Source organism: Frondihabitans cladoniiphilus, assembly GCF_039544345.1.
Classification (GTDB): Bacteria; Actinomycetota; Actinomycetes; order Actinomycetales; family Microbacteriaceae; genus Frondihabitans; species Frondihabitans cladoniiphilus.
On sequence record NZ_BAABLM010000004.1, the window covers coordinates 1 to 17,490 of the forward strand.

At 70.9% G+C, this 17,490-nt stretch carries 14 protein-coding genes, 1 tRNA gene and 1 pseudogene; all 16 read right to left on the reverse strand.

Annotation, left to right across the window (positions count from 1 at the left end; translation table 11 throughout):
• Positions 1 to 542 precede the first annotated feature (542 nt).
• On the reverse strand, positions 543 to 1,145 hold the full coding sequence (locus ABEA39_RS10985) for an isochorismatase family protein (protein WP_345375923.1): 603 nt from the start codon (positions 1,143 to 1,145) through the stop codon (positions 543 to 545).
• Positions 1,146 to 1,291: 146 nt separating this feature from the next.
• Positions 1,292 to 2,803: a D-alanyl-D-alanine carboxypeptidase/D-alanyl-D-alanine-endopeptidase gene (locus tag ABEA39_RS10990; protein WP_345375924.1), complete on the reverse strand. Its 1,512-nt coding sequence runs from the start codon at positions 2,801 to 2,803 to the stop codon at positions 1,292 to 1,294.
• A 61-nt stretch (positions 2,804 to 2,864) separates the two neighbouring features.
• Positions 2,865 to 3,875, reverse strand: a complete 1,011-nt coding sequence (locus ABEA39_RS10995) for a Gfo/Idh/MocA family protein (RefSeq protein ID WP_345375925.1) — start codon at positions 3,873 to 3,875, stop codon at positions 2,865 to 2,867.
• Between the two features lie 206 nt (positions 3,876 to 4,081).
• The gene (locus ABEA39_RS11000) at positions 4,082 to 5,113 is read right to left on the reverse strand and encodes a ribokinase (RefSeq protein ID WP_345375926.1); all 1,032 of its coding nucleotides are present in this window, start codon (positions 5,111 to 5,113) and stop codon (positions 4,082 to 4,084) included.
• Between the two features lie 80 nt (positions 5,114 to 5,193).
• Positions 5,194 to 7,125 carry an ABC transporter ATP-binding protein/permease gene (locus tag ABEA39_RS11005; RefSeq protein WP_345375927.1) on the reverse strand — a complete coding sequence of 644 codons (1,932 nt, stop codon included), beginning with the start codon at positions 7,123 to 7,125 and terminating at the stop codon, positions 5,194 to 5,196.
• 46 nt (positions 7,126 to 7,171) lie between these two features.
• A complete protein-coding gene (locus tag ABEA39_RS11010; RefSeq protein WP_345375928.1) occupies positions 7,172 to 8,113 on the reverse strand; it encodes a substrate-binding domain-containing protein in 942 nt (313 codons plus the stop codon).
• A gap of 154 nt (positions 8,114 to 8,267) precedes the next feature.
• Positions 8,268 to 8,340 (reverse strand) — tRNA-Thr (locus tag ABEA39_RS11015).
• A 37-nt stretch (positions 8,341 to 8,377) separates the two neighbouring features.
• The gene (locus ABEA39_RS11020) at positions 8,378 to 9,064 is read right to left on the reverse strand and encodes a TetR/AcrR family transcriptional regulator (RefSeq protein ID WP_345375929.1); all 687 of its coding nucleotides are present in this window, start codon (positions 9,062 to 9,064) and stop codon (positions 8,378 to 8,380) included.
• A 15-nt stretch (positions 9,065 to 9,079) separates the two neighbouring features.
• Positions 9,080 to 10,228: a DNA polymerase III subunit delta' gene (locus ABEA39_RS11025; protein ID WP_345375931.1), complete on the reverse strand. Its 1,149-nt coding sequence runs from the start codon at positions 10,226 to 10,228 to the stop codon at positions 9,080 to 9,082.
• A gap of 2 nt (positions 10,229 to 10,230) precedes the next feature.
• Positions 10,231 to 10,851: a dTMP kinase gene (tmk, locus tag ABEA39_RS11030; protein ID WP_345375932.1), complete on the reverse strand. Its 621-nt coding sequence runs from the start codon at positions 10,849 to 10,851 to the stop codon at positions 10,231 to 10,233.
• Positions 10,851 to 13,823, reverse strand: coding sequence for a type I DNA topoisomerase (gene topA, locus ABEA39_RS11035; RefSeq protein WP_345375933.1), 2,973 nt, complete (start codon positions 13,821 to 13,823; stop codon positions 10,851 to 10,853). The genes tmk and topA overlap by 1 nt, the downstream gene beginning before the upstream one ends.
• Before the next feature lie 198 nt (positions 13,824 to 14,021).
• Positions 14,022 to 14,369: an Rv3654c family TadE-like protein gene (locus ABEA39_RS11040; RefSeq protein WP_345375934.1), complete on the reverse strand. Its 348-nt coding sequence runs from the start codon at positions 14,367 to 14,369 to the stop codon at positions 14,022 to 14,024.
• A complete protein-coding gene (locus ABEA39_RS11045; protein WP_345376125.1) occupies positions 14,366 to 14,776 on the reverse strand; it encodes a hypothetical protein in 411 nt (136 codons plus the stop codon). Before ABEA39_RS11045 ends, ABEA39_RS11040 begins: the two co-directional genes overlap by 4 nt.
• Positions 14,776 to 15,009 (reverse strand): DUF4244 domain-containing protein, encoded by a 234-nt coding sequence (locus ABEA39_RS11050; protein ID WP_425556957.1) that lies wholly within the window; start codon positions 15,007 to 15,009, stop codon positions 14,776 to 14,778. Before ABEA39_RS11050 ends, ABEA39_RS11045 begins: the two co-directional genes overlap by 1 nt.
• Positions 15,010 to 15,114: 105 nt before the next feature.
• Positions 15,115 to 16,053, reverse strand: a complete 939-nt coding sequence (locus ABEA39_RS11055) for a type II secretion system F family protein (protein WP_345375935.1) — start codon at positions 16,051 to 16,053, stop codon at positions 15,115 to 15,117.
• Positions 16,050 to 17,131: pseudogene (locus ABEA39_RS11065) on the reverse strand (TadA family conjugal transfer-associated ATPase). Before ABEA39_RS11065 ends, ABEA39_RS11055 begins: the two are co-directional and overlap by 4 nt.
• Positions 17,132 to 17,490: the final 359 nt, after the last annotated feature.

Here is a 17,490-nt window from a genome sequence, read left to right on the forward strand (position 1 = left end):
AGCGGGCGGGCGGCGGCGAGGGGTGGCGAGTGGCGCCCTGCGCTGGCCAGCGGCTCCGTGCGCGTGCCCGCGCCGGTGCCGGTGCCGGAACCGGAACCGGAGCGTGCTCGACCCCGGCAGGCGACGCCCCCACCTGCCGCAGCGGCAAGTCGCCCCGGCTCACGTAAGTCGCCCCGCCGTGCCAGGGCGACATCCGTAAATCGAGGCGACTTGCGCTGGGCCCCGCCCACGGTGCGCACACCCAGCAAGGCATCACGTTTTACGCAAGGCATCGTGCCGTGCAGCGATTCCCTACGTAATTCGCGATGCCGTGCATCCCCCGGCCTCGCCCCTCCAGCACCTCGCGCCTCCGCAGCAGCACTGCCGCCGCGAACCCCTGCTGCGTGTCGAGTCGCCGCAGCGGCAAGTCGCCCCGGCTCACGTAAGTCGCCCCGCCGTGCCGGGGCGATATGCGTAAATCGAGGCGACTTGCGCTGGGCCCACCCCCCGCACCCCACGGCAGCGGCACCGCACTAGACGGCACAGCACCCGACCAGCACCCGCTACCCGGCGAGGCCCGACGACACGACCACGGCCCCGGCGGCCTCCACCTCGCGGAGGGCGGCGACGCTCGACTCGAGTGCGACGCCAGCGACGAGATCCGAGAGGACTCGCACGCGCCGCCCGGCAGCCAGGGCATCCAGGGCGGATGCACGGACGCAGTAGTCGGTCGCGAGCCCCACCACGTCCACGTCGGTCACGCCGAGACGGTCGAGCACCTGCAGCACGGTCTCGCCGCCGTCGCTCACTCCTTGGAACAGCGAATAGGAGGGCTCCCCCATCCCCTTCTTCACGTGCACGTCCACGGCCGACGTGTCGAGGCCGGGGTGGTAGTTCGCGCCTGGAGTCCCGGCGACGCAGTGCACCGGCCAGGAGTCGACGAAGTCGGGCGGTGACGACGTCGCGAAGTGACCACCGTTGTCGTTGTCGCCGTCGTGCCAGTCACGGGAAGCGATCACGACGTCGTAAGAGAAGTCGTCTCCGGCCGCACTCGCGGCAAGCAACCTCGTGATTCCGGCGGCGACGACCGCGCCCCCTTCGACACCGAGCGCCCCTCCCTCGGTGAAGTCGTTCTGGACGTCGACGATGAACAGCGCGCGAGTCATGCACCGATTCTGCCAGCGGGTCAGCCGGTTAGCGGCTCACTGGCTCAGCGGCTCAGCGCCAACCGGGTGTCCATTGGATGTCGTCGACAGCTCGACGCACGACACGCACTGGACACTCGCGACACGACCAACAAGCCCACCGCCCGCTAGTTGTTCGAGAGGTTCGCCCCGCACGAGTAGGCGGCCGTCGTCAACGTGTCGAGCGCCGGCATCGCCGACGACGACACGCGCCCGATTGCGTAGAACGCGAAGGCGAGCTTGGTGCCGTCGGCGGCGTCGATGATGCCGCCCAGCGTGTAGGCCGAGGCGATCCAGCCTGTCTTCGCGTGGACGTGGCCTCGGGCGACGGCGTTGGCGCCGGTGAAGCGTGACGCCAGGGTGCCGGACTGCCCGGAGACGGGCAGGGCGTCGTAGAGGATCACGAGGCTGCCGACCTTGTTCAGCACCTTGATCATCAGCTGCGCCTCGAAGGCGGACGGCACGCCGTCGTTGAGGCTCTCGCCCGACCCGTCGATGATCTTGATCGAGGAGGGATCGAGGCCGTAGCTCTTCGACAGCGCCGCCTGGTAGACGCCGGTGAGCGATGCCGCGGATCCGTCGGCGCCCGAGACCTTCGACGAGACTCGGGCCAGCATCTCGGCCAGGGTGTTGTCGCTGACGGGGATCATCTGCGCGATCAGCGTCGCCAGCGGCTGCGACTGCACGGTCGCGAGCACCGTGGTCGACGTCGACGTCGCGCGGGTGATGTTCGCCGTGGACGCGCCCGTCACGCCTGCCGCGACCAGCGCCGATCGGAAGGCGTCGCCCGCCCGTCCGACCGGATCGGTCGAGCGCGGGCTCGTCTGCTGCGTCGGGTTGGCCCGGTCGCCGTCGACCATGAGCGGCACGATGAGGGGCTGGTAGCCGATGGTGCGTTCGGTGACGGGCCAGCTCGGGTCGTAGCTGTCGGCGTTGTTCCACATCGACGAATCGAGTGCGATGGTCGTGAGAGACGTGTCGCCGAGCTTCGCCTTGACCTGCGCAGCGAGGTCGCTGAGCTTCGGAGCGCCCTTGTAGACGCTCTCCTGGCCTGCGGGCAGAGCACTCAGGGTGGCATCGCCGCCACCCACCAGGGTGATGCTGCCGGAGGTCGGGTCGCCCGTGACCGTTGTGGCGAACGTGTAGTTCGGCCCGAGGACCGACAGGGCGACCGCCGACGTGAGGGTCTTCATGACGCTGCCCGTGCGAGCCGGTGTCGAACCGTTGCGATCGAACAGGGTCTCGCCGGTCGTCGCGTTGACGACGGTGCCCTCGAAGCTGCCGAGAGCGGCGGCGGATGCAGCCGCGTTGACCGAGCAGGTCCGGAGCGGAGCAGCGGCGGGGATGCTCGACGGCACGGGTCGGACCGGGATCGTCGGGGTGCTGGAAGCCGACGGAGCAGCGGAAGCAGAGGCCGATGTCGACGCCGAAGGTGCGGCACCGGCGACCGCGGACCGCCCGGACGAGGGAGCCGTCGTGGCTCCGACCGCGACGGCCGCACCCCCGAACAGCACGATCGCCACCACGCCGGCGACGACCCCCGAAGCCACCCGATGGCCGCGCACCCAGGTCGCGAACGCCCCCGACGTGCGCGGAGCATCGGACGTCGGGCCGTCGGGAGGGGTGCCGTGGTCAGTCATGTCCGGCTCATCTTACGAAACGATGCGACGGCGGCGAAACGGCGCCCGTGGACAGCCCGGGTCATCGGCTCGCCGTTTCGGAGGGGTACCGCACCCCGATCTGCCGGCGGATCTCGTCCATCGTCGCCATCACGGCGAGCGTGTCGGCGGGGCTCAGGCGGTCGTCGGCGGAGCGGCCGTGCTCGACGAGGCGGGCCATCTCGAGGGCTTGGTGGTGCATCCCCCGCAGTCCGCCCTCGTCGGAGTCGTACCGTTCGAGCACCTCGCCCTCGGCGTCGAACACCGTGAGACCGGAGGCCGTGAAGAACGTGCCGTCGATCTCGACGCGCCCCTCGGAGCCCTGGATCGACCCGGCGTTCGGGCCTGCGGTGTCGAGGGCGCTCGACGTGGTCGAGGCGGCGCCGCCCGTGTGCCCGAACACCGTCGAGACCCGCTTGTCGACGCCCTGCTCGCTGAGGAGGCCGGAAGCGAGGATGCTCGTGGGCGCCCCGAAGACGTCGAGCGCGAACGAGACGGGGTAGACCCCGAGGTCGAGCAGCGCCCCGCCGCCGAGGGCCGGATCGTTGATGCGGTGGTGCGGATCGGTGGGCAGGCTCTGGAAGTGGGTGCCGTGGAAGAAGCGCGGCTCGCCGATGAGGCCGGAGCGGAGGATGCGCCGCAGCTCGTCGTTCTGGGGCAGGAACCTGGTCCACATCGCCTCGAGAGCGATCACGCCTGCGGCCTCGGCCTCGTCGAAGATCTCGCGGGCCTCGACGGCGTTGATCGTGAACGGTTTCTCGACGAGGACGTGTTTGCCCGCCGCGATCGCGAGCAGGGCCTGGTCGCGGTGGAAGACGTGCGGCGTCGCGATGTAGACGACGTCGACGGTGGGATCGGAGACCAGCGCCTCGTAGCTGGCGTGGGCGTGCTCGATGCCGAACCGATCCGCGAAGGCGCGCGAGGTCTCGGCTCGGCGCGAGCCCACGGCCGAGACGGTGAAGTCGGCGCCCTGCTCGCGCGCGCCGAGCAGATCGGCGACGAAAGTGGAGGCGATGCCACCGGCGCCCAGGATTCCCCAACGGATCGAAGTCATGCCCCCTGTCTAGCAGCAGCCTCCGACGCCGACGCCGCTGGATGACCGGCTCGCTCGTCGTCGACTCCACAACACGCCGCTCAGTTCCGCGCGAGACCGGAGTTTCTGGAGTCCGACCGGCGCTGCCGAATCAGCGACTCCAGAAGTGGCGGCCGCAGCGGAACATGAGCAGCGTGTTCTGGAGTCGAGCCGGAAGCGCCCGCGGCTCAGTCCAGGTCGGCCCGGCGCGCGTACGACGACTGCGCTCCCAGCCCGCCGACCGCGAAGGTGCCGGCCCGCACCCCGAGGGCGACCGCGTCGGCGAGCGAAGAGCCCGTGGCGAGCGCCGCCACGAGCCCGCCGACGAAGGCGTCGCCCGCCCCGGTGGTGTCGACGACGGCCTCGGGCGCAGTGGCGACGACGTGGGCCGAGCCGGACGCATCGGCCCAGACGGCCCCCTTCCCACCGAGCGTGATGACGACGGACCGCACCGTGACAGTCGCTGCCGACGCCGACGCCGACGCCCCCGAACCGACGAGCTCCGCAGCGGCGGCGAGAGCCCCGTCGACGAGACCGCCGCCGCCCGACACAAGACTGCCGCTGCCGAGAGAGCCGTCGCCAGAACCCTCACCGGAACCGTGAGCGCCGCCGCCACCGGCGCTGCCCCCGAACGACGCCCCCAGCAACTCGCCCGCCTCCGTCTCATTCAGCACGAGCGGGTCGGCGAGGGCCAGCACCGGGGCGGCCGTCGTGCGGAACGGTGCCAGGTTCAGCACGACGCGTCCTCCGGCGCCGGCAGCCGCCAGAGCCACGGACTCGGTCGTGGCGGCGAGCAGCTCGCCCTGCAGCACGACGACGGTGCCCGGGCGGACGTGGTGGACCACCGCGGCCTCCCCGTCGCCGACGGACACCGCTGCGTTCGCGCCCGCCACCACCGTGATCGAGTTCTCGCCGGCGTCGTCCACGCTGACCAGCGCGATGCCGGTCGGGGTGCCGCTCGGGTGCGCGAGATCGGCGCGGATCCCTTCGTCCGACAGGACCTGCGCGATCCGCTCGCCCTCGGGGTCGTCCCCCACGGCTCCGACGAAGGTCACGTCGGCGCCGAGTCGCGCGGCGGACACGGCCTGGTTCATCCCCTTGCCGCCGGGCTGCTTGGTGAGCCCCGTGGCCAGGATCGTCTCGCCGGGCCGCACGTGCGCGGGAACCCGCACGAGGTAGTCGAGATTGGCCGACCCGATCACGACGACGGACAGGGCCACCGACGAAGAGCCAGAGGCAGAACCGGCAGAGTCAGAGGCAGAGGCAGAACTAGCAGCGGAAGCGACAGCAGAAGAAGAGCTCACTCCCCCAGCCTGCCAGCCCCCACCGACAGGTCGGCCCAGACCACCACGTCGACGGGCTCGATCCGCACCCGGCACTCGTCTCCCGGTGCGACCTCCACCCGATCCGTCGTATGGGCCCGCACTTCCGGCCCCTCCGCGGAGGCCCCCAGTCGCACGGTCACCGTGGTCGACGTCCCGAGATCGGCCACGTCGACGACCGTTCCGGCGAACGAACCAGACCCGTAACCAGAACCAGACCCATAACCAGAACCGGACCCAGAACCGGACCCAGAACCAGAGCCCAACCCGGAGCGTGGGATGCCCGACCCCACGCCCGCCGACACCACCACGTTCTCCGGCCGCACGCTCCACAGCACCCCCGCACCCCGGGCGAGTCCGTGCTCCGGCGTGCCCAGCTCGACCCCGTCGATCCGCACCGATTTTCCGGTCACGACCTCGCCCCGCAGCAGGTTCGCGATCCCCAGCAACCGCGCGACTTCCGGGGAGGCGGGCCGGCCGTAGACCTCGGCGCGCGTCCCGGCCTGGAGCAGTCGCCCCTCGCTCACGACGAGGATCTCGTCGGCCAGCAGCGCGGCCTCTTCGGGGTCGTGCGTCACCAGCACCGTCGACAGTCCGGTCTCGCGCTGCAACCGCCGGACCTCGCGCCGGAGCTCCTCCCGCACGGGTGCGTCGAGGGCCGAGAACGGTTCGTCGAGCAGCACGATCCGCGGCTGGCGGCTCAGGGCCGACGCGAGGGCCACCCGCTGGCGCTGTCCTCCGGAGAGCTCCTGCGGCAGCCGATCCTCGAGCCCCGTGAGGCGCAGTGTCTCCAGCCACCAGGCGGCGACGGCGGGGTCCGATCCGACGCCGAAGAGCACCTGCTGCCAAACGGTCCGGCCGGGCAGGAGGGCCCCGCCCTGGGCCACGTACCCGACCCGGCGGCGCTCGGCCGGGAGCGCGGAGACGTCGTCCGATCCGAACCGGACGGCTCCCGCATCCCCCAGCAGCCCTGCGACGGCCCGCAGCGTTACCGACTTGCCCGAGCCCGAGGGCCCGAGGATCGCGATCCGGTGGGCGTCGGCGGTGTGCGCGACGTCGAGGCGGAACGAGCCCACGCGCGCGTCGAAGTCGAAGGAGACGGGGGTGACGGGCGACTGCCGTGGTTCCCGGGGCGGCGGCACGTGCATCCCACGGCCCCTTCGCGCCGGCAGGCGGACGAGCCCCAGCAGCACGGCCACGATCGCGATCCCGAGCGCCAAGGCCGTCGGGGCCTGCGTGCCGGGGATCCCCGAGCTCTGGAACTGCACGCTCGTGAAGACCGGCAGGGAGTAGGGGTGGTAGGAGAGGAGGACGGTCGCGCCGTACTCCCCCAGGGCGCGCAACCAGGTCAGCAGGATGCCCGCCCGGATGCCGACGGAGGCGGCGGGCAGAGCGACCTTCCAGAACCGCGCCAGCGGCCGGTGCCCGAGTGTCGCTGCGAGGTCGTCGAGGGCGGGGTCGACCGCCTCGAACGCGCTCCGGGCGGCGATGACGAGGAACGGCGATGCGACGAACGTCTGGGCGATGACGATGCCGGCGAGCGAGCTCGTCAGGCCGTCGTGGAAGAGCTCTCCGATGGCCGTGTAGGGCCCGACGATGTAGATGAGCACGATGCCGCTCATCACCGGAGGCAGCGCGAGCGGGAGCTGCACGAGCACACCGACGGCCCGAGCGAGCGGGCTGCGGGAGCGGGCGATGCGGTACGCGAGCGGCACGCCCAGCAGCACGATGATCGCGGTCGAGATGCTCGCGCTGACGATCGAGGTCCAGAAGGCCTGGGCCAGGCCGGCGTTCTCGAAGCCCTTGTCGCTCGACACCACGAAGCGTCCGGCGAACGCGACGATCGGCACCAGCAGGTACAGCGCGAGCAGCCCGCCCAGCCAGGTGAGCGGGCTGCGGAGGGTCCTCATGCTCCGGACCGTAGCAGGCGTTGCGCGAGCGGCACTGCGCTCCGCGTTATTCGCCGAGGATGCTCGTCAGCGCTTTCGGGACTCCGGTGCCCGTCACGGCCGCCGGCACCGTCAGGTCGTAGCCGAGCGCCTTCATCTTCTTCTGGCCGGCCGCACCGAGGAGGTACTCGATGAAGGCGTCGGCGCCGGAAGAGTTCGGGGCGCCGGCGACCTTCGTGATCGTGTAGATCGCCTTGAGGTCTTGCCCCGTGATCGGCACGGTCTCGAGGTCGGCGGCCTTGGCCTCGCTGGCGTAGAAGAAGGCCGCATCGAGCTGACCGGCCTGGAGGCGGCCGACGAGCGACTCCTCCGGCTGGACGTTGTTGTACGACTCGGCCAGCGTCGCCAGCTCGGGCTTGTTCTCGGAGGTCGCCGCGGTCTGCAGGGCGGTGACGCTGAGCGCCCCCTTGGGGTCGGTCAGGGCATCCGTCGAGCCGAGCTTGAAGCCGGTCTCGCCGACGACGTCGTACCAGGGCTTCGACTTCAGCTCGGCGGCGAACGAGCTCTTCGGGTTGATGCCCAGGACGAGCTTCGAGGAGGCGAAGGTGGCGTACCAGGAGACCCAGTTGCCGTTCGCGTCGCCCTCCAGCAGCTCATTGGTCTTCGGGGACGCGCTGATGAAGACGTCGGCCTTGGTGGTCTTGCCCTTGATCAGCGTGGCGAGAGCGCCGGAGCCCATGCCGGTGCCCTGGAAGGTGTACCCGGTGGCGGTGTCGAAGTCGGGGCCGACGCTCTTCTCCATGAGGTTGAGGAGCGAGCCGGCGTAGAGGACGCTCACGGTGCCCGTGCCGCGGGCGATGGTGCTCGTGGGCGTCGGCGTCGTGCTCGACGACGCGGCGTCGGAACTGCTGCTCGACGAGCACCCGGCGGCCAGGAGCGTGACGCCGACGACCGCGGCGGCGAGGGCGCCGAGACGGCGAAGGCGGGCGGGGCGGGCGGTGGTGTTCATGCGACTCTGCTCTCGGAAGGGCGGGGCGCTGCACCCCGTACGTCGAGGCTATCAATAGGTGCGGCGTTTCCTACCGATTCTCTCCGCACCTGCGGCTGCGTAGATCGCTGAGGCCGCAAAAAAGGGGCCCTCTCGGACCCCTTCGCACTTCGCGAGCCGCCTGTCAGAATCGAACTGACGACCTTCTCATTACGAGTGAGACGCTCTACCGACTGAGCTAAGGCGGCGCGTTTCAGGGAAACCCCGAACGCACAGTCAGATACTTTACCTGATCTCCGAGCCTTCTCGTGACCACAGCCCGTCGAGGCTCGCGAAGCTTTCGTCGAGGTGCGAGCGCAGGGTCTTCTCGAGGTCGTCGGCCCGATGATCGGGGCGCCCTGCGTGCGTCGGCCCCTGGTCGACCCACTCGGCCCAGGCATGCCGCAGGGTCGCCATCGTGACGAGCGTCGCGAGGCGCGATCGGCTGCGAAGAGCGATCTCGTCGTCGGCGATCGAGGGCTGCTCACGAGCCAGGCGCCTCGCCAGGATGTCCTGGAGGCCGGCCTCGAAGTCGTGGAGAGACGCGATGCGACGAGCGAAGAGTTCGGGATGCTCGCGCAGCACGACCCGGCGGGCGAAGACCAGTTCGCGGTCCACGATGCTGGCCTCGGTCGCCGCCTCGATCAGATCGATGAGGTCGGCGATCATCGTGCCGTCGCCGCTCGCCTCGACGAACCGGACCACGGCCACTTCGTCGGGGACCTCGGGCGGATCGCCGATCACGGCCTCCTCCTTGGAGGCGAAGTAGTTGAAGAACGTTCGCGGTGACACGTCGGCCTCGCGGCTGATCATCTCGACCGTGACGGAATCGAACCCGTGCGCGGCGACCAGCCGCAGGACCGCGACCTGGATCGCTCGCCGCGTGGCCAGACGCTTGCGTTCTCGGAGTCCCGGAGGGGCTTCGTCGCTCATGCCGACCATCATGGCCTATCGCAGTGCGTGCCGGCTGACCGCCACCAGCATCGCCTCGAGAGCGAGCACCGGCGACACGTTGCTGTCGATGCGGATTCGCGCCGTGGTGATGGCGTCCATCACGCGGAGTGTCGCGGCGGGAGTGGATGCCTCCGCCTGGGATTCGAGCGCGCCGCGGATGCTCTGGTTGATCGGCTCGGTCGCCACACCGAGTTGGAGCAGGAGGATGTCGCGGTAGAGCGAGAGCAGGTCGACGAGGATCCGGTCGATGCCGTCGCGGAGGCTGCGAGTCGCCCGACGCTTCTGATCGTCTTCCAGTGCTCGGAGCTGCGACCGGAGGGCGAGGGGCACGGTGCCGCCCGGAGCCACTCCGAGGGATCGCAGAGCGCCCTCGCGCTCCTGGGCGTCCTTCTCGAGGGTGATGGCCTTGGCGTCGTCGCCGGCGACGGCGAGCAGCGTCGCGGCCGCGATGACGGCGTCGGAGACCGAGCGGATGCCGAGGGCGGCCTGGAGGGTCTGCTCGCGTCGGGCTCGGGCGTCCGGGTCGGTCGCGAGGCGGTGCGCCATTCCGATGTGGCTCTGCGCCTCCCGCGCCGCGCGTTCGGCGGTCTCGGCATCGACCCCGTCGCGCTCCTGCAGCAGCAGGGCGACGTCGGCGACGGCCGGCACCCGCAGGCGCACGCTCCGGACTCGAGAGCGGATCGTCGGGATGAGATCGGCCTCGCTCGGGGCGCAGAGCAGCCACACCGTCCGGGGCGGCGGCTCTTCCAGCGCCTTGAGGAGCAGGTTCGAGGTGCGCTCGGTCATACGGTCGGCGTCTTCGATGACGACCACGCGGTAGCGGCCGACCGACGGCGAGAACTGGGAGGCGCTGACGAGGGCGCGCACCTCGTCGATGGTGATGATGACGCGCTCGGTGGCGAGCACGGCCAGGTCGGGGTGCGTGCGCGCCGCGACCTGCCGGATCGTCTGCTCCTCGTCGTCGGGGCCGCGGGAGAGGAGTGCCGCGGCGAACGCGTAGGCGAGGTTCGATCGACCGGAACCGGGCGGGCCGGTGATGAGCCAGGAATGGGTCATGGCGATGTTGCCCGGAGCCATCGAGGCCGCTGCGGTGAAGGCCTCGATGGCGTCGGCCTGTCCGGTCAGGTGGTCCCAGACGCCCATGGTCAGCCGAGCATCCCGCCGACCCGCTCGCGGATCGTCGTGGCGATGTCGTCGATCGGCCGGGTGGCGTCGACGACGAGGAACCGCTCGGGCTCGGCCGCGGCCAGCGCGAGGAAGGCGTCGCGCACCCGGGTGTGGAAGTCCAGGGCCTCGGACTCGAGCCGGTCGTAGCCGGTCCGGGACTCGTCGAGGCGTGAGCGGCTGGCGACCGCGTCGAGGTCGAGCAGCACCGTCAGGTCGGGCAGCAGGTGTTCGGTCGCCCAGAGCGACAGGCGACGGACTTCTCCGGAATCGAGGATGCGCCCCGCGCCCTGGTAGGCGACCGACGAATCGAGATAGCGGTCTTGCAGCACGACCTCACCGCGTTCGAGTGCGGGTCGCACGACGGTCGCCACGTGGTGCGCTCGATCGGCGGCGTAGAGCAACGCCTCGGCGCGCGGGGCGATATGCCCACGGCGATGGAGCACCATCGTGCGGATCTCGCCGCCGAGGTCGGTGCCGCCCGGCTCGCGCGTGCGGGTGACCGTGCTGCCCGACTCGCGCAACCAGGTCTCGAGGAGGGCGGCCTGCGTGGACTTGCCGGCGCCGTCGCCCCCCTCGAGGGTGATGAACAGACCGGCCACTAGTCGGTCTCGGTGGCCGGGGTCTTCGAGGCTGTCGCCTTCTTCGCAGCAGGCTTCCGCGCCGTCGTCGTCTTCGCGGCGGCAGTCTTCGTCGCGGTCGTCTTGGCCGCGGCCGCCTTCGTGGTGGTCGCCTTGGCTGCCGGCTTCTTCGCGGCGGGCTTCTTGGCCGGAGCCTTCTTCGCCGCGGTCTTCTTCACCGCGGGCCCCTTGGCGCGCTTGTCGGCGAGCAGCTGGACCGCTCTCTCGAAGTCGACCTCTTCGACGGTCTCGCCGCGCGGGATCGTGGCGTTGGTCTCGCCGTCGGTGACGTAGGCCCCGAAACGGCCGTCCTTGATCTTGATCGCCTTGCCGCTCACCGGGTCGGCGTCGAACTCCTTGAGGGCGCTCGAGGCGCGGCGAGCCCCGTACTTCGGCTGGGCGTAGAGCTCGAGGGCGCCGGGGAGGTCGATCTCGAAGATCTGGTCCTCCGTCGTGAGCGACCGGGTGTCAGTACCCTTCTTCAGGTACGGACCGTAGCGGCCGTTCTGCGCCTGGATCTCGTCGCCAGTCTCGGGGTCGAGGCCTACGACGCGCGGCAGGTCGAGGAGCTTGAGGGCCGTGCCGAGATCTATCGAGTCGACGTCCATCGACTTGAAGAGAGAGGCCGTGCGCTCCTTCGGCAGAGTGGTCTTCTTGGCGGCGGGCTTCTTGGCCGGGGCCTTCTTGGCGGGCGGCGCCTTCGTCAGGGTGGTGCCGGTCGCGTCGGCGGCGTCGGAGACCTCCACGGGGGCACCCGAGTCGATGAGTTCGCCGGTCTCGGCGTCCACCGCGATGTCGGAGATGTCGGAGGGGACCTCGACGGGCCGCTCGGTGACGTACGGGCCGAAGCGGCCGTCTTTGGCGATGACCTCTTTGCCGCTGTCGGGGTTGAGACCGAGGACGCGGTCGCCGATGACGGGGGCGTCGATGAGCTCGCGGGCCCGGGCCGGAGTGAGTTCGTCGGGGGCCATGTCTTCGGGCACGTTGACTCGACGAGGCGTCTCGGGGTCGTCGCTCGGCGTCTCGAGGTAGGGCCCGTAGCGGCCGATGCGCAGCGTCAGCCCCTCGCCGAGCGCGATGGAGTTGATGTCGCGGGCGTCGATCTCGCCCAGGTTGTCGATGACTTTTCGCAGACCGCGGTGCGTGTCGTTGCCGAAGTAGAAACCGTTCAGCCAGTCGACCCGGTCGGCCTCGCCGCCCGCGATGAGGTCGAGGTCGTCCTCCATGCTCGCGGTGAAGTCGTACTCGACCAGGTCGCCGAAGTAGTCCTCGAGCAGGCGGACGACGCTGAAGGCGATCCAGTTCGGTACCAGGGCGGTGCCGCGGGGCGTGACGTAGCCGCGATCGACGATCGTGGACATGATCGCGGCGTAGGTGGACGGTCGACCGATCCCGAGCTCTTCGAGCGTCTTGACGAGGCTCGCCTCGGTGTAGCGGGGCGGAGCGCTGGTGTCGTGACCCTTGGCCTCGACGTCGTCGATGCCGAGAGCCTGACCCTCGGTCAGCACCGGGAGCTTGGCTTCGGCTGTCGGCTCGGCCTGACCGTGGCGGTCTTCGTCCTGGCCCTCTTCGTAGGCCGCGAGGAAGCCGCGGAAGGTGATGACCGTTCCGGTGGCGACGAACTCGGCGAGGGTGCCGGCTGCGGAACGGGGGGCGATGCCCTCGACGGCCGTGGCCGTGGTGGCCGCGACGACGACGGAGGCGGTCGAGCCCTTGGCGTCGGCCATCTGCGAGGCGACCGTGCGCTTCCAGATCAGGTCGTAGAGCTTCCAGTCGTTGCCTCGGAGGGTGCCTTCGAGCGAGGACGGCGTCTTGAAGGTGTCGCCCGACGGGCGGATCGCCTCGTGCGCCTCCTGGGCGTTCTTGCTCTTGCCCGTGTAGACGCGGGGCTTCTCCGGCACCGTTTCGGACCCGTAGAGCTTGGAGGCCTGCGAGCGCGCCGCGTCGATCGCCTGTTGCGACAGCGACGGCGAGTCGGTTCGCATGTAGGTGATGTAGCCGTTCTCGTAGAGCCCCTGGGCGACGCTCATCGTCTGGCGGGCGGAGAAGCGGAGCTTGCGCGCGGCTTCCTGCTGCAGGGTGGACGTGGTGAACGGCGCGGCCGGACGGCGGGTGTAGGGCTTGGACTCGACCGACTGGACGACGACCCCGACACCGGGGGCGTACAGCGCGTCGGCGAGCGCCTGCGCGGACTGGGCGTCGAGGGTGATCGCGCCGCTGCTCAGCTGCCCGCGGTCGTCGAAGTCGCGGCCGCTGGCGATCCGGTCGCCGTTGACGCGCACCAGGCGCGAGGGGAACGGGAGCCGGTCGGTGACCGGGGAGAAGGTGGCGGTGAGGTCCCAGTAGTTGGCCGACACGAAGGCGAGTCGCTCGCGCTCCCGGTCGACGACGAGACGGGTGGCGGCGGACTGGACGCGACCGGCCGAGAGACCGGGTCCAACCTTGCGCCAGAGGACGGGAGAGACCTCGTAGCCGTAGAGACGGTCGAGGATCCGGCGGGTCTCTTGGGCGTCGACGAGCGCGGTGTCGAGCTCGCGCGTGTTCTCCTGGGCCTGCTGGATCGCGGCCTTCGTGATCTCGTGGAAGACCATGCGCTTGACGGGCACCTTGGGCTTGAGCTCTTGCAGGAGGTGCCACGCGATGGCCTCGCCCTCGCGGTCCTCATCAGTCGCGAGGTAGAGCTCGTCGGCACCCTTGAGTGCTCGCTTGAGGTCGGCGACCGTCTTCTTCTTGGCGTCGGAGACGACGTAGTAGGGCTCGAACCCGTTCTCGACGTCGACGGAGAACTTGCCGAGCGAGCCCTTCTTGAGCTCGGGCGGGAGGTTCTTCGGCTCGATGAGGTCGCGGATGTGTCCGACCGAGGCGAGGACCTCGTAGTCGCTGCCCAGATACTGGCCGATCGTCTTCGCCTTCGCGGGCGACTCGACGATGACGAGCTTCTTCGTGCCTGGCACGGGACTCCTTGAGTGATGAGAGGGATCGTTCACGCAGAACCGGGGACGATACGGGGGTGCAACGAATAACCGATTTCTCGGCGAGACGGAGATGAGGATGCACGACGGCTTCATCGCCCGAAGTCGATCTTCGAGATCGCTCGGTGTCGGTGCACCCGACAGGCACACCATACACATACCCGACCCCGGTCTCGCTCCTCATTTCTGAGAAGTGTCTTTGACGCGAGACGATTCGCGAGGGGGCTGGCCGGCGGTCGACGAGGCCGAGACCGTCATCGCGCCCCGGGAGGACAGCACCCGCACGGTGACGCTCGTACCTTCTATTACGCACGCATCGAGGCGGGCGTCGGACAGCCGGGCCAGACGCTCGGCCGCTGCACAGGGGACGCCCGGCTCGAGCCCCGCAGCCACATCGGCCGCGGCCAGGGCCGAGGCGTCGGCGACCGCTGCGAGACGATGCCGTTCGGTCAGGAGGCCTCCCGCGCCGGCCACGGCGACCGCCACCAGAGCGAGAACCGCGACGAGGCCGACGACGAGAGCGCTCATCGGCCCGACGCGGCGGCGCAGGCCCTCGAGGAGAGCGGAACGGCGTCGGCGAGCGGCCCGAGGCGGACCCGCTCGTCGAGGCGAACGCAGACGGGGTCTTCGCCGACGAGGCTCCACGTGGCGCCCGGAGCGAGTGCCGCCAGCGCCGAGGCCGCACCGGACTCGTCGCCCCGGCCGACGGCGCGGGCCGCGACGCCGGCCGCGTCGGCGAGGCGGATGGCCTCCGCTGACACGGCCGAGGCCCCGAGCGCCGCGCTGGTGAGGACCACCACGGCCGGAAGGACGAGCGCGAACTCGACCGTCACGGAACCCCGCTCGTCGACGACGCCGCCGCGAAGAGGCCCGACGACGCCGCGCGAGGCCTCGACGACGCCGCGCCGCGCCCCGCCGAACGGACGCGCCCGCATCAGCCGACCGAGAGCGCTTGGCGCACCAGGTCCATCAGCATGCCCTTGACCTCGGGCGATCGGACCACGGCGAGCAGCAGCCCGGCGAATCCCACGGCAGCCATGATGACGATCGCGTATTCGGCGGTCGCCGCACCGGTGTCGTCGGCGAGCACCCGCCTCAACCGAGGAGGGACGGCCCGGAGCAGCCGGAGGGAGGGGACGGACGACGAGGGAGAGGAGACGAGGGACACGGTGACGACCTTTCGAGAGGGAGGAAGGGGAGGAACGAGAGCGGAACCAGCCTCGCCGGGTGGCGCAGCAGAAAACCGGCCGGCTCGCGATCTGTGGAGAGGCCGTCACAACACCCCCGCTGTGGAGGACAGGAGCGCCACGATCAGCGGCACGACCCCGAGCAGGACGAAGGCCGGCAGGATGCACGCCCCGAGCGGCAGCATCAGCATCACTCCCAGCCGCTCGGCCTTCATCGCACACCGCGCCCGGGCGTCGCGACGACGCTCGTCGGCCGCGTTCCGCAGCAGCTCGGCGGCCGGGCACCCCGCCCGTTCCGACAGCGCCTCGAGCGTGTCGACCTCGGGCTCCACGCCGGGATCCGCCGTCGAAGCGCACCACCGGTCGAGGGCCTCGCGGACGAGTCGGCGCGCCGGCGACCAGGCCCCGCCTCCGCCGAGCGCCACCGCCAACAGCTCCAGCTCGAGCCCCGGCACCGCGTCGGCCGGACGAGCGCGCGCCACCAGATCCGAGTTCCAGCGCCGCGCGGCGACGATCAATGCCGCCGCTCCGCCGAGACACGCCCAGCCGACGGGGGTCCCCACGAGCACGGGGACGGTGTCGAGCCCGAGCACGACCCCGAGCAGGAGCCCGACGAGCGGGAGGGCGAGGACGACCCTCGCCGTGGCGATGGGGCCGGACAGCGCGACGTCCGCGTCTCGACGAGCCTGATCCGTCGACCGGCACGCCTCGGCGATCGCCCGCAGACAGGGCCCGAGCGGTGCACCCGAGACCTCGGCGACGTGCCAGGCCGCAGCGATCTGACGCCATTCCGCGTCGCCGTCGGCCAACGCCTCCGCCCCCGGCGACCCCCGCTCGAGCGCGGCGGCGACCGCGGTCAGTCGCTCGGCGAGGCGAGGCGGCTCCGTGACCTGGGCCAGGTGACGCCAGGCGGCGACCGGGGCGACCCCGGCCTCGAGCAGGACGGCGAGACGGTCGAGCACCGCAGCGGGCGAGGAGGACGAGGCCGCGGGAGCGGAGCGGCGCCGAGCGAGACGCGGCTTCACGGCTCGGCCACCCCGTGCATCCCCAGTCGCCCCTGCTCGTCGAGAACGAAGACCCCGAGACCCGCCACGACCCGGCGACCACCCCGCCGCTCGAGATGCACGACGAGGTCGAACGCGCTCTCGACCTGCCGGGCGAGGACGTCGGGCGGCATCCCCGCGAGAGCGCCCACGGCCTCGAGCCGCGCCGGAACGGAGTCGAGCGAGTTCGCGTGCAGTGTGCCCGCCCCGCCGTCGTGCCCGGTGTTGAGCGCGCTGAGGAGTTCGCGGATCTCGGCGCCCCGGCACTCCCCACGACGAGCCGATCGGGCCGCATGCGCAGGGCCTCGCGCGCGAGTCGCGCCAGATCGATGCCGCCCGCCCCCTCGAGGTTGGGCTGCCGCGTCTCGAGGGAGACCACGTGGGGATGGGGGATGCGCAGCTCGGCCACGTCCTCCAGCGTCACGATGCGCTCGGAGGGCGACGCCCCGGCCAGGAGCGCCGCCAGGAGAGTGGTCTTGCCACTGCCGGCAGCCCCCGTCACGAGCACGTTCGCGCGCTCCCGCACGGCCGTCTCGAGCCGGGCCCGGGAGACGAACTCGAAGGAGCCGGAGCGCTCGAGGTCGTCGAGGTCGGGGGCGGTCGGCCGCGGCAGCCGGATGGACAGCAGCGGCCCCGCCGGACAGACGGGTGGCAGGACCGCGTGCACCCGGATGCCGTCGGCCAGACGGACGTCGGTGCAGGGGGTCGCCTCGTCGACGTGCCGGCCGGCGAGCGCGACGAGCGTCACCGCCAGGCTGCGGGTCAGCCGCCGATCGAGGCGGAGCGGGGGATGCACGACCGCACCCCCGCCGCGATCGACCCACACCGACCCGTCGCCGTTCACGAAGACGTCCGTGACCCCCGGGTCGGTGAGCAGCGGCGCGAGCGGCCCGAACTGGGCGGGGACAGTTCGTTCTGTCTGTTTTTGTACCCCGCAACCGATATACGTACCCCGCGAGGAGGAGGGTGGCGGTTCGCGTCCGACCACGAACGGTGGCGGAGTGATCTGATCGGTGGCGTCGCTGCAGTCGAAGGACGGAGATGTCGTCGGCGGAGTCATACCCGACGATAGGTCGGCAGCCCCGCAGGTAGACAGTTCTGAACACCCCCACCCTTGCCCCGTCAAGGATCGGGACCCTGTGGAGAAGAGGTGACGCGACACGAAGACGCGAGGCGATCAGGCTCGCTCGAGCGCGAGAAACGACCGCGCCGTTAAAAAGAGAGGGGCGGCACCAGTTGGGGGGAACGGGTGCCGCCACAGCAGCGCGCGATTGGGGGGAATCGGATGCGCTGCTAGTCGAAACTAGTCCGACTCGAATGAGTGTACCCCATGACGCCGTTCGCGCAAGAGACCGCAACCTGGCCGTCGTCAGACTCGCTCGAGAGGGGACCCGGTCCTCCCGACAGGTGCCGTGGCGT

Coding starts and splice junctions, on each gene's coding strand:
- ABEA39_RS11025 (WP_345375931.1), bottom strand. CDS start 10,228: ATGGGCGTCTGGGACCACCTGACCGGACAGGCCGACGCCATCGAGGCC.
- ABEA39_RS11005 (WP_345375927.1), bottom strand. CDS start 7,125: ATGAGGACCCTCCGCAGCCCGCTCACCTGGCTGGGCGGGCTGCTCGCG.
- ABEA39_RS11045 (WP_345376125.1), bottom strand. CDS start 14,776: ATGCGGGCGCGTCCGTTCGGCGGGGCGCGGCGCGGCGTCGTCGAGGCC.
- ABEA39_RS11010 (WP_345375928.1), bottom strand. CDS start 8,113: ATGAACACCACCGCCCGCCCCGCCCGCCTTCGCCGTCTCGGCGCCCTC.
- ABEA39_RS11040 (WP_345375934.1), bottom strand. CDS start 14,369: ATGAGCGCTCTCGTCGTCGGCCTCGTCGCGGTTCTCGCTCTGGTGGCG.
- ABEA39_RS10990 (WP_345375924.1), bottom strand. CDS start 2,803: ATGACTGACCACGGCACCCCTCCCGACGGCCCGACGTCCGATGCTCCG.
- ABEA39_RS10985 (WP_345375923.1), bottom strand. CDS start 1,145: ATGACTCGCGCGCTGTTCATCGTCGACGTCCAGAACGACTTCACCGAG.
- ABEA39_RS11020 (WP_345375929.1), bottom strand. CDS start 9,064: ATGAGCGACGAAGCCCCTCCGGGACTCCGAGAACGCAAGCGTCTGGCC.
- ABEA39_RS10995 (WP_345375925.1), bottom strand. CDS start 3,875: ATGACTTCGATCCGTTGGGGAATCCTGGGCGCCGGTGGCATCGCCTCC.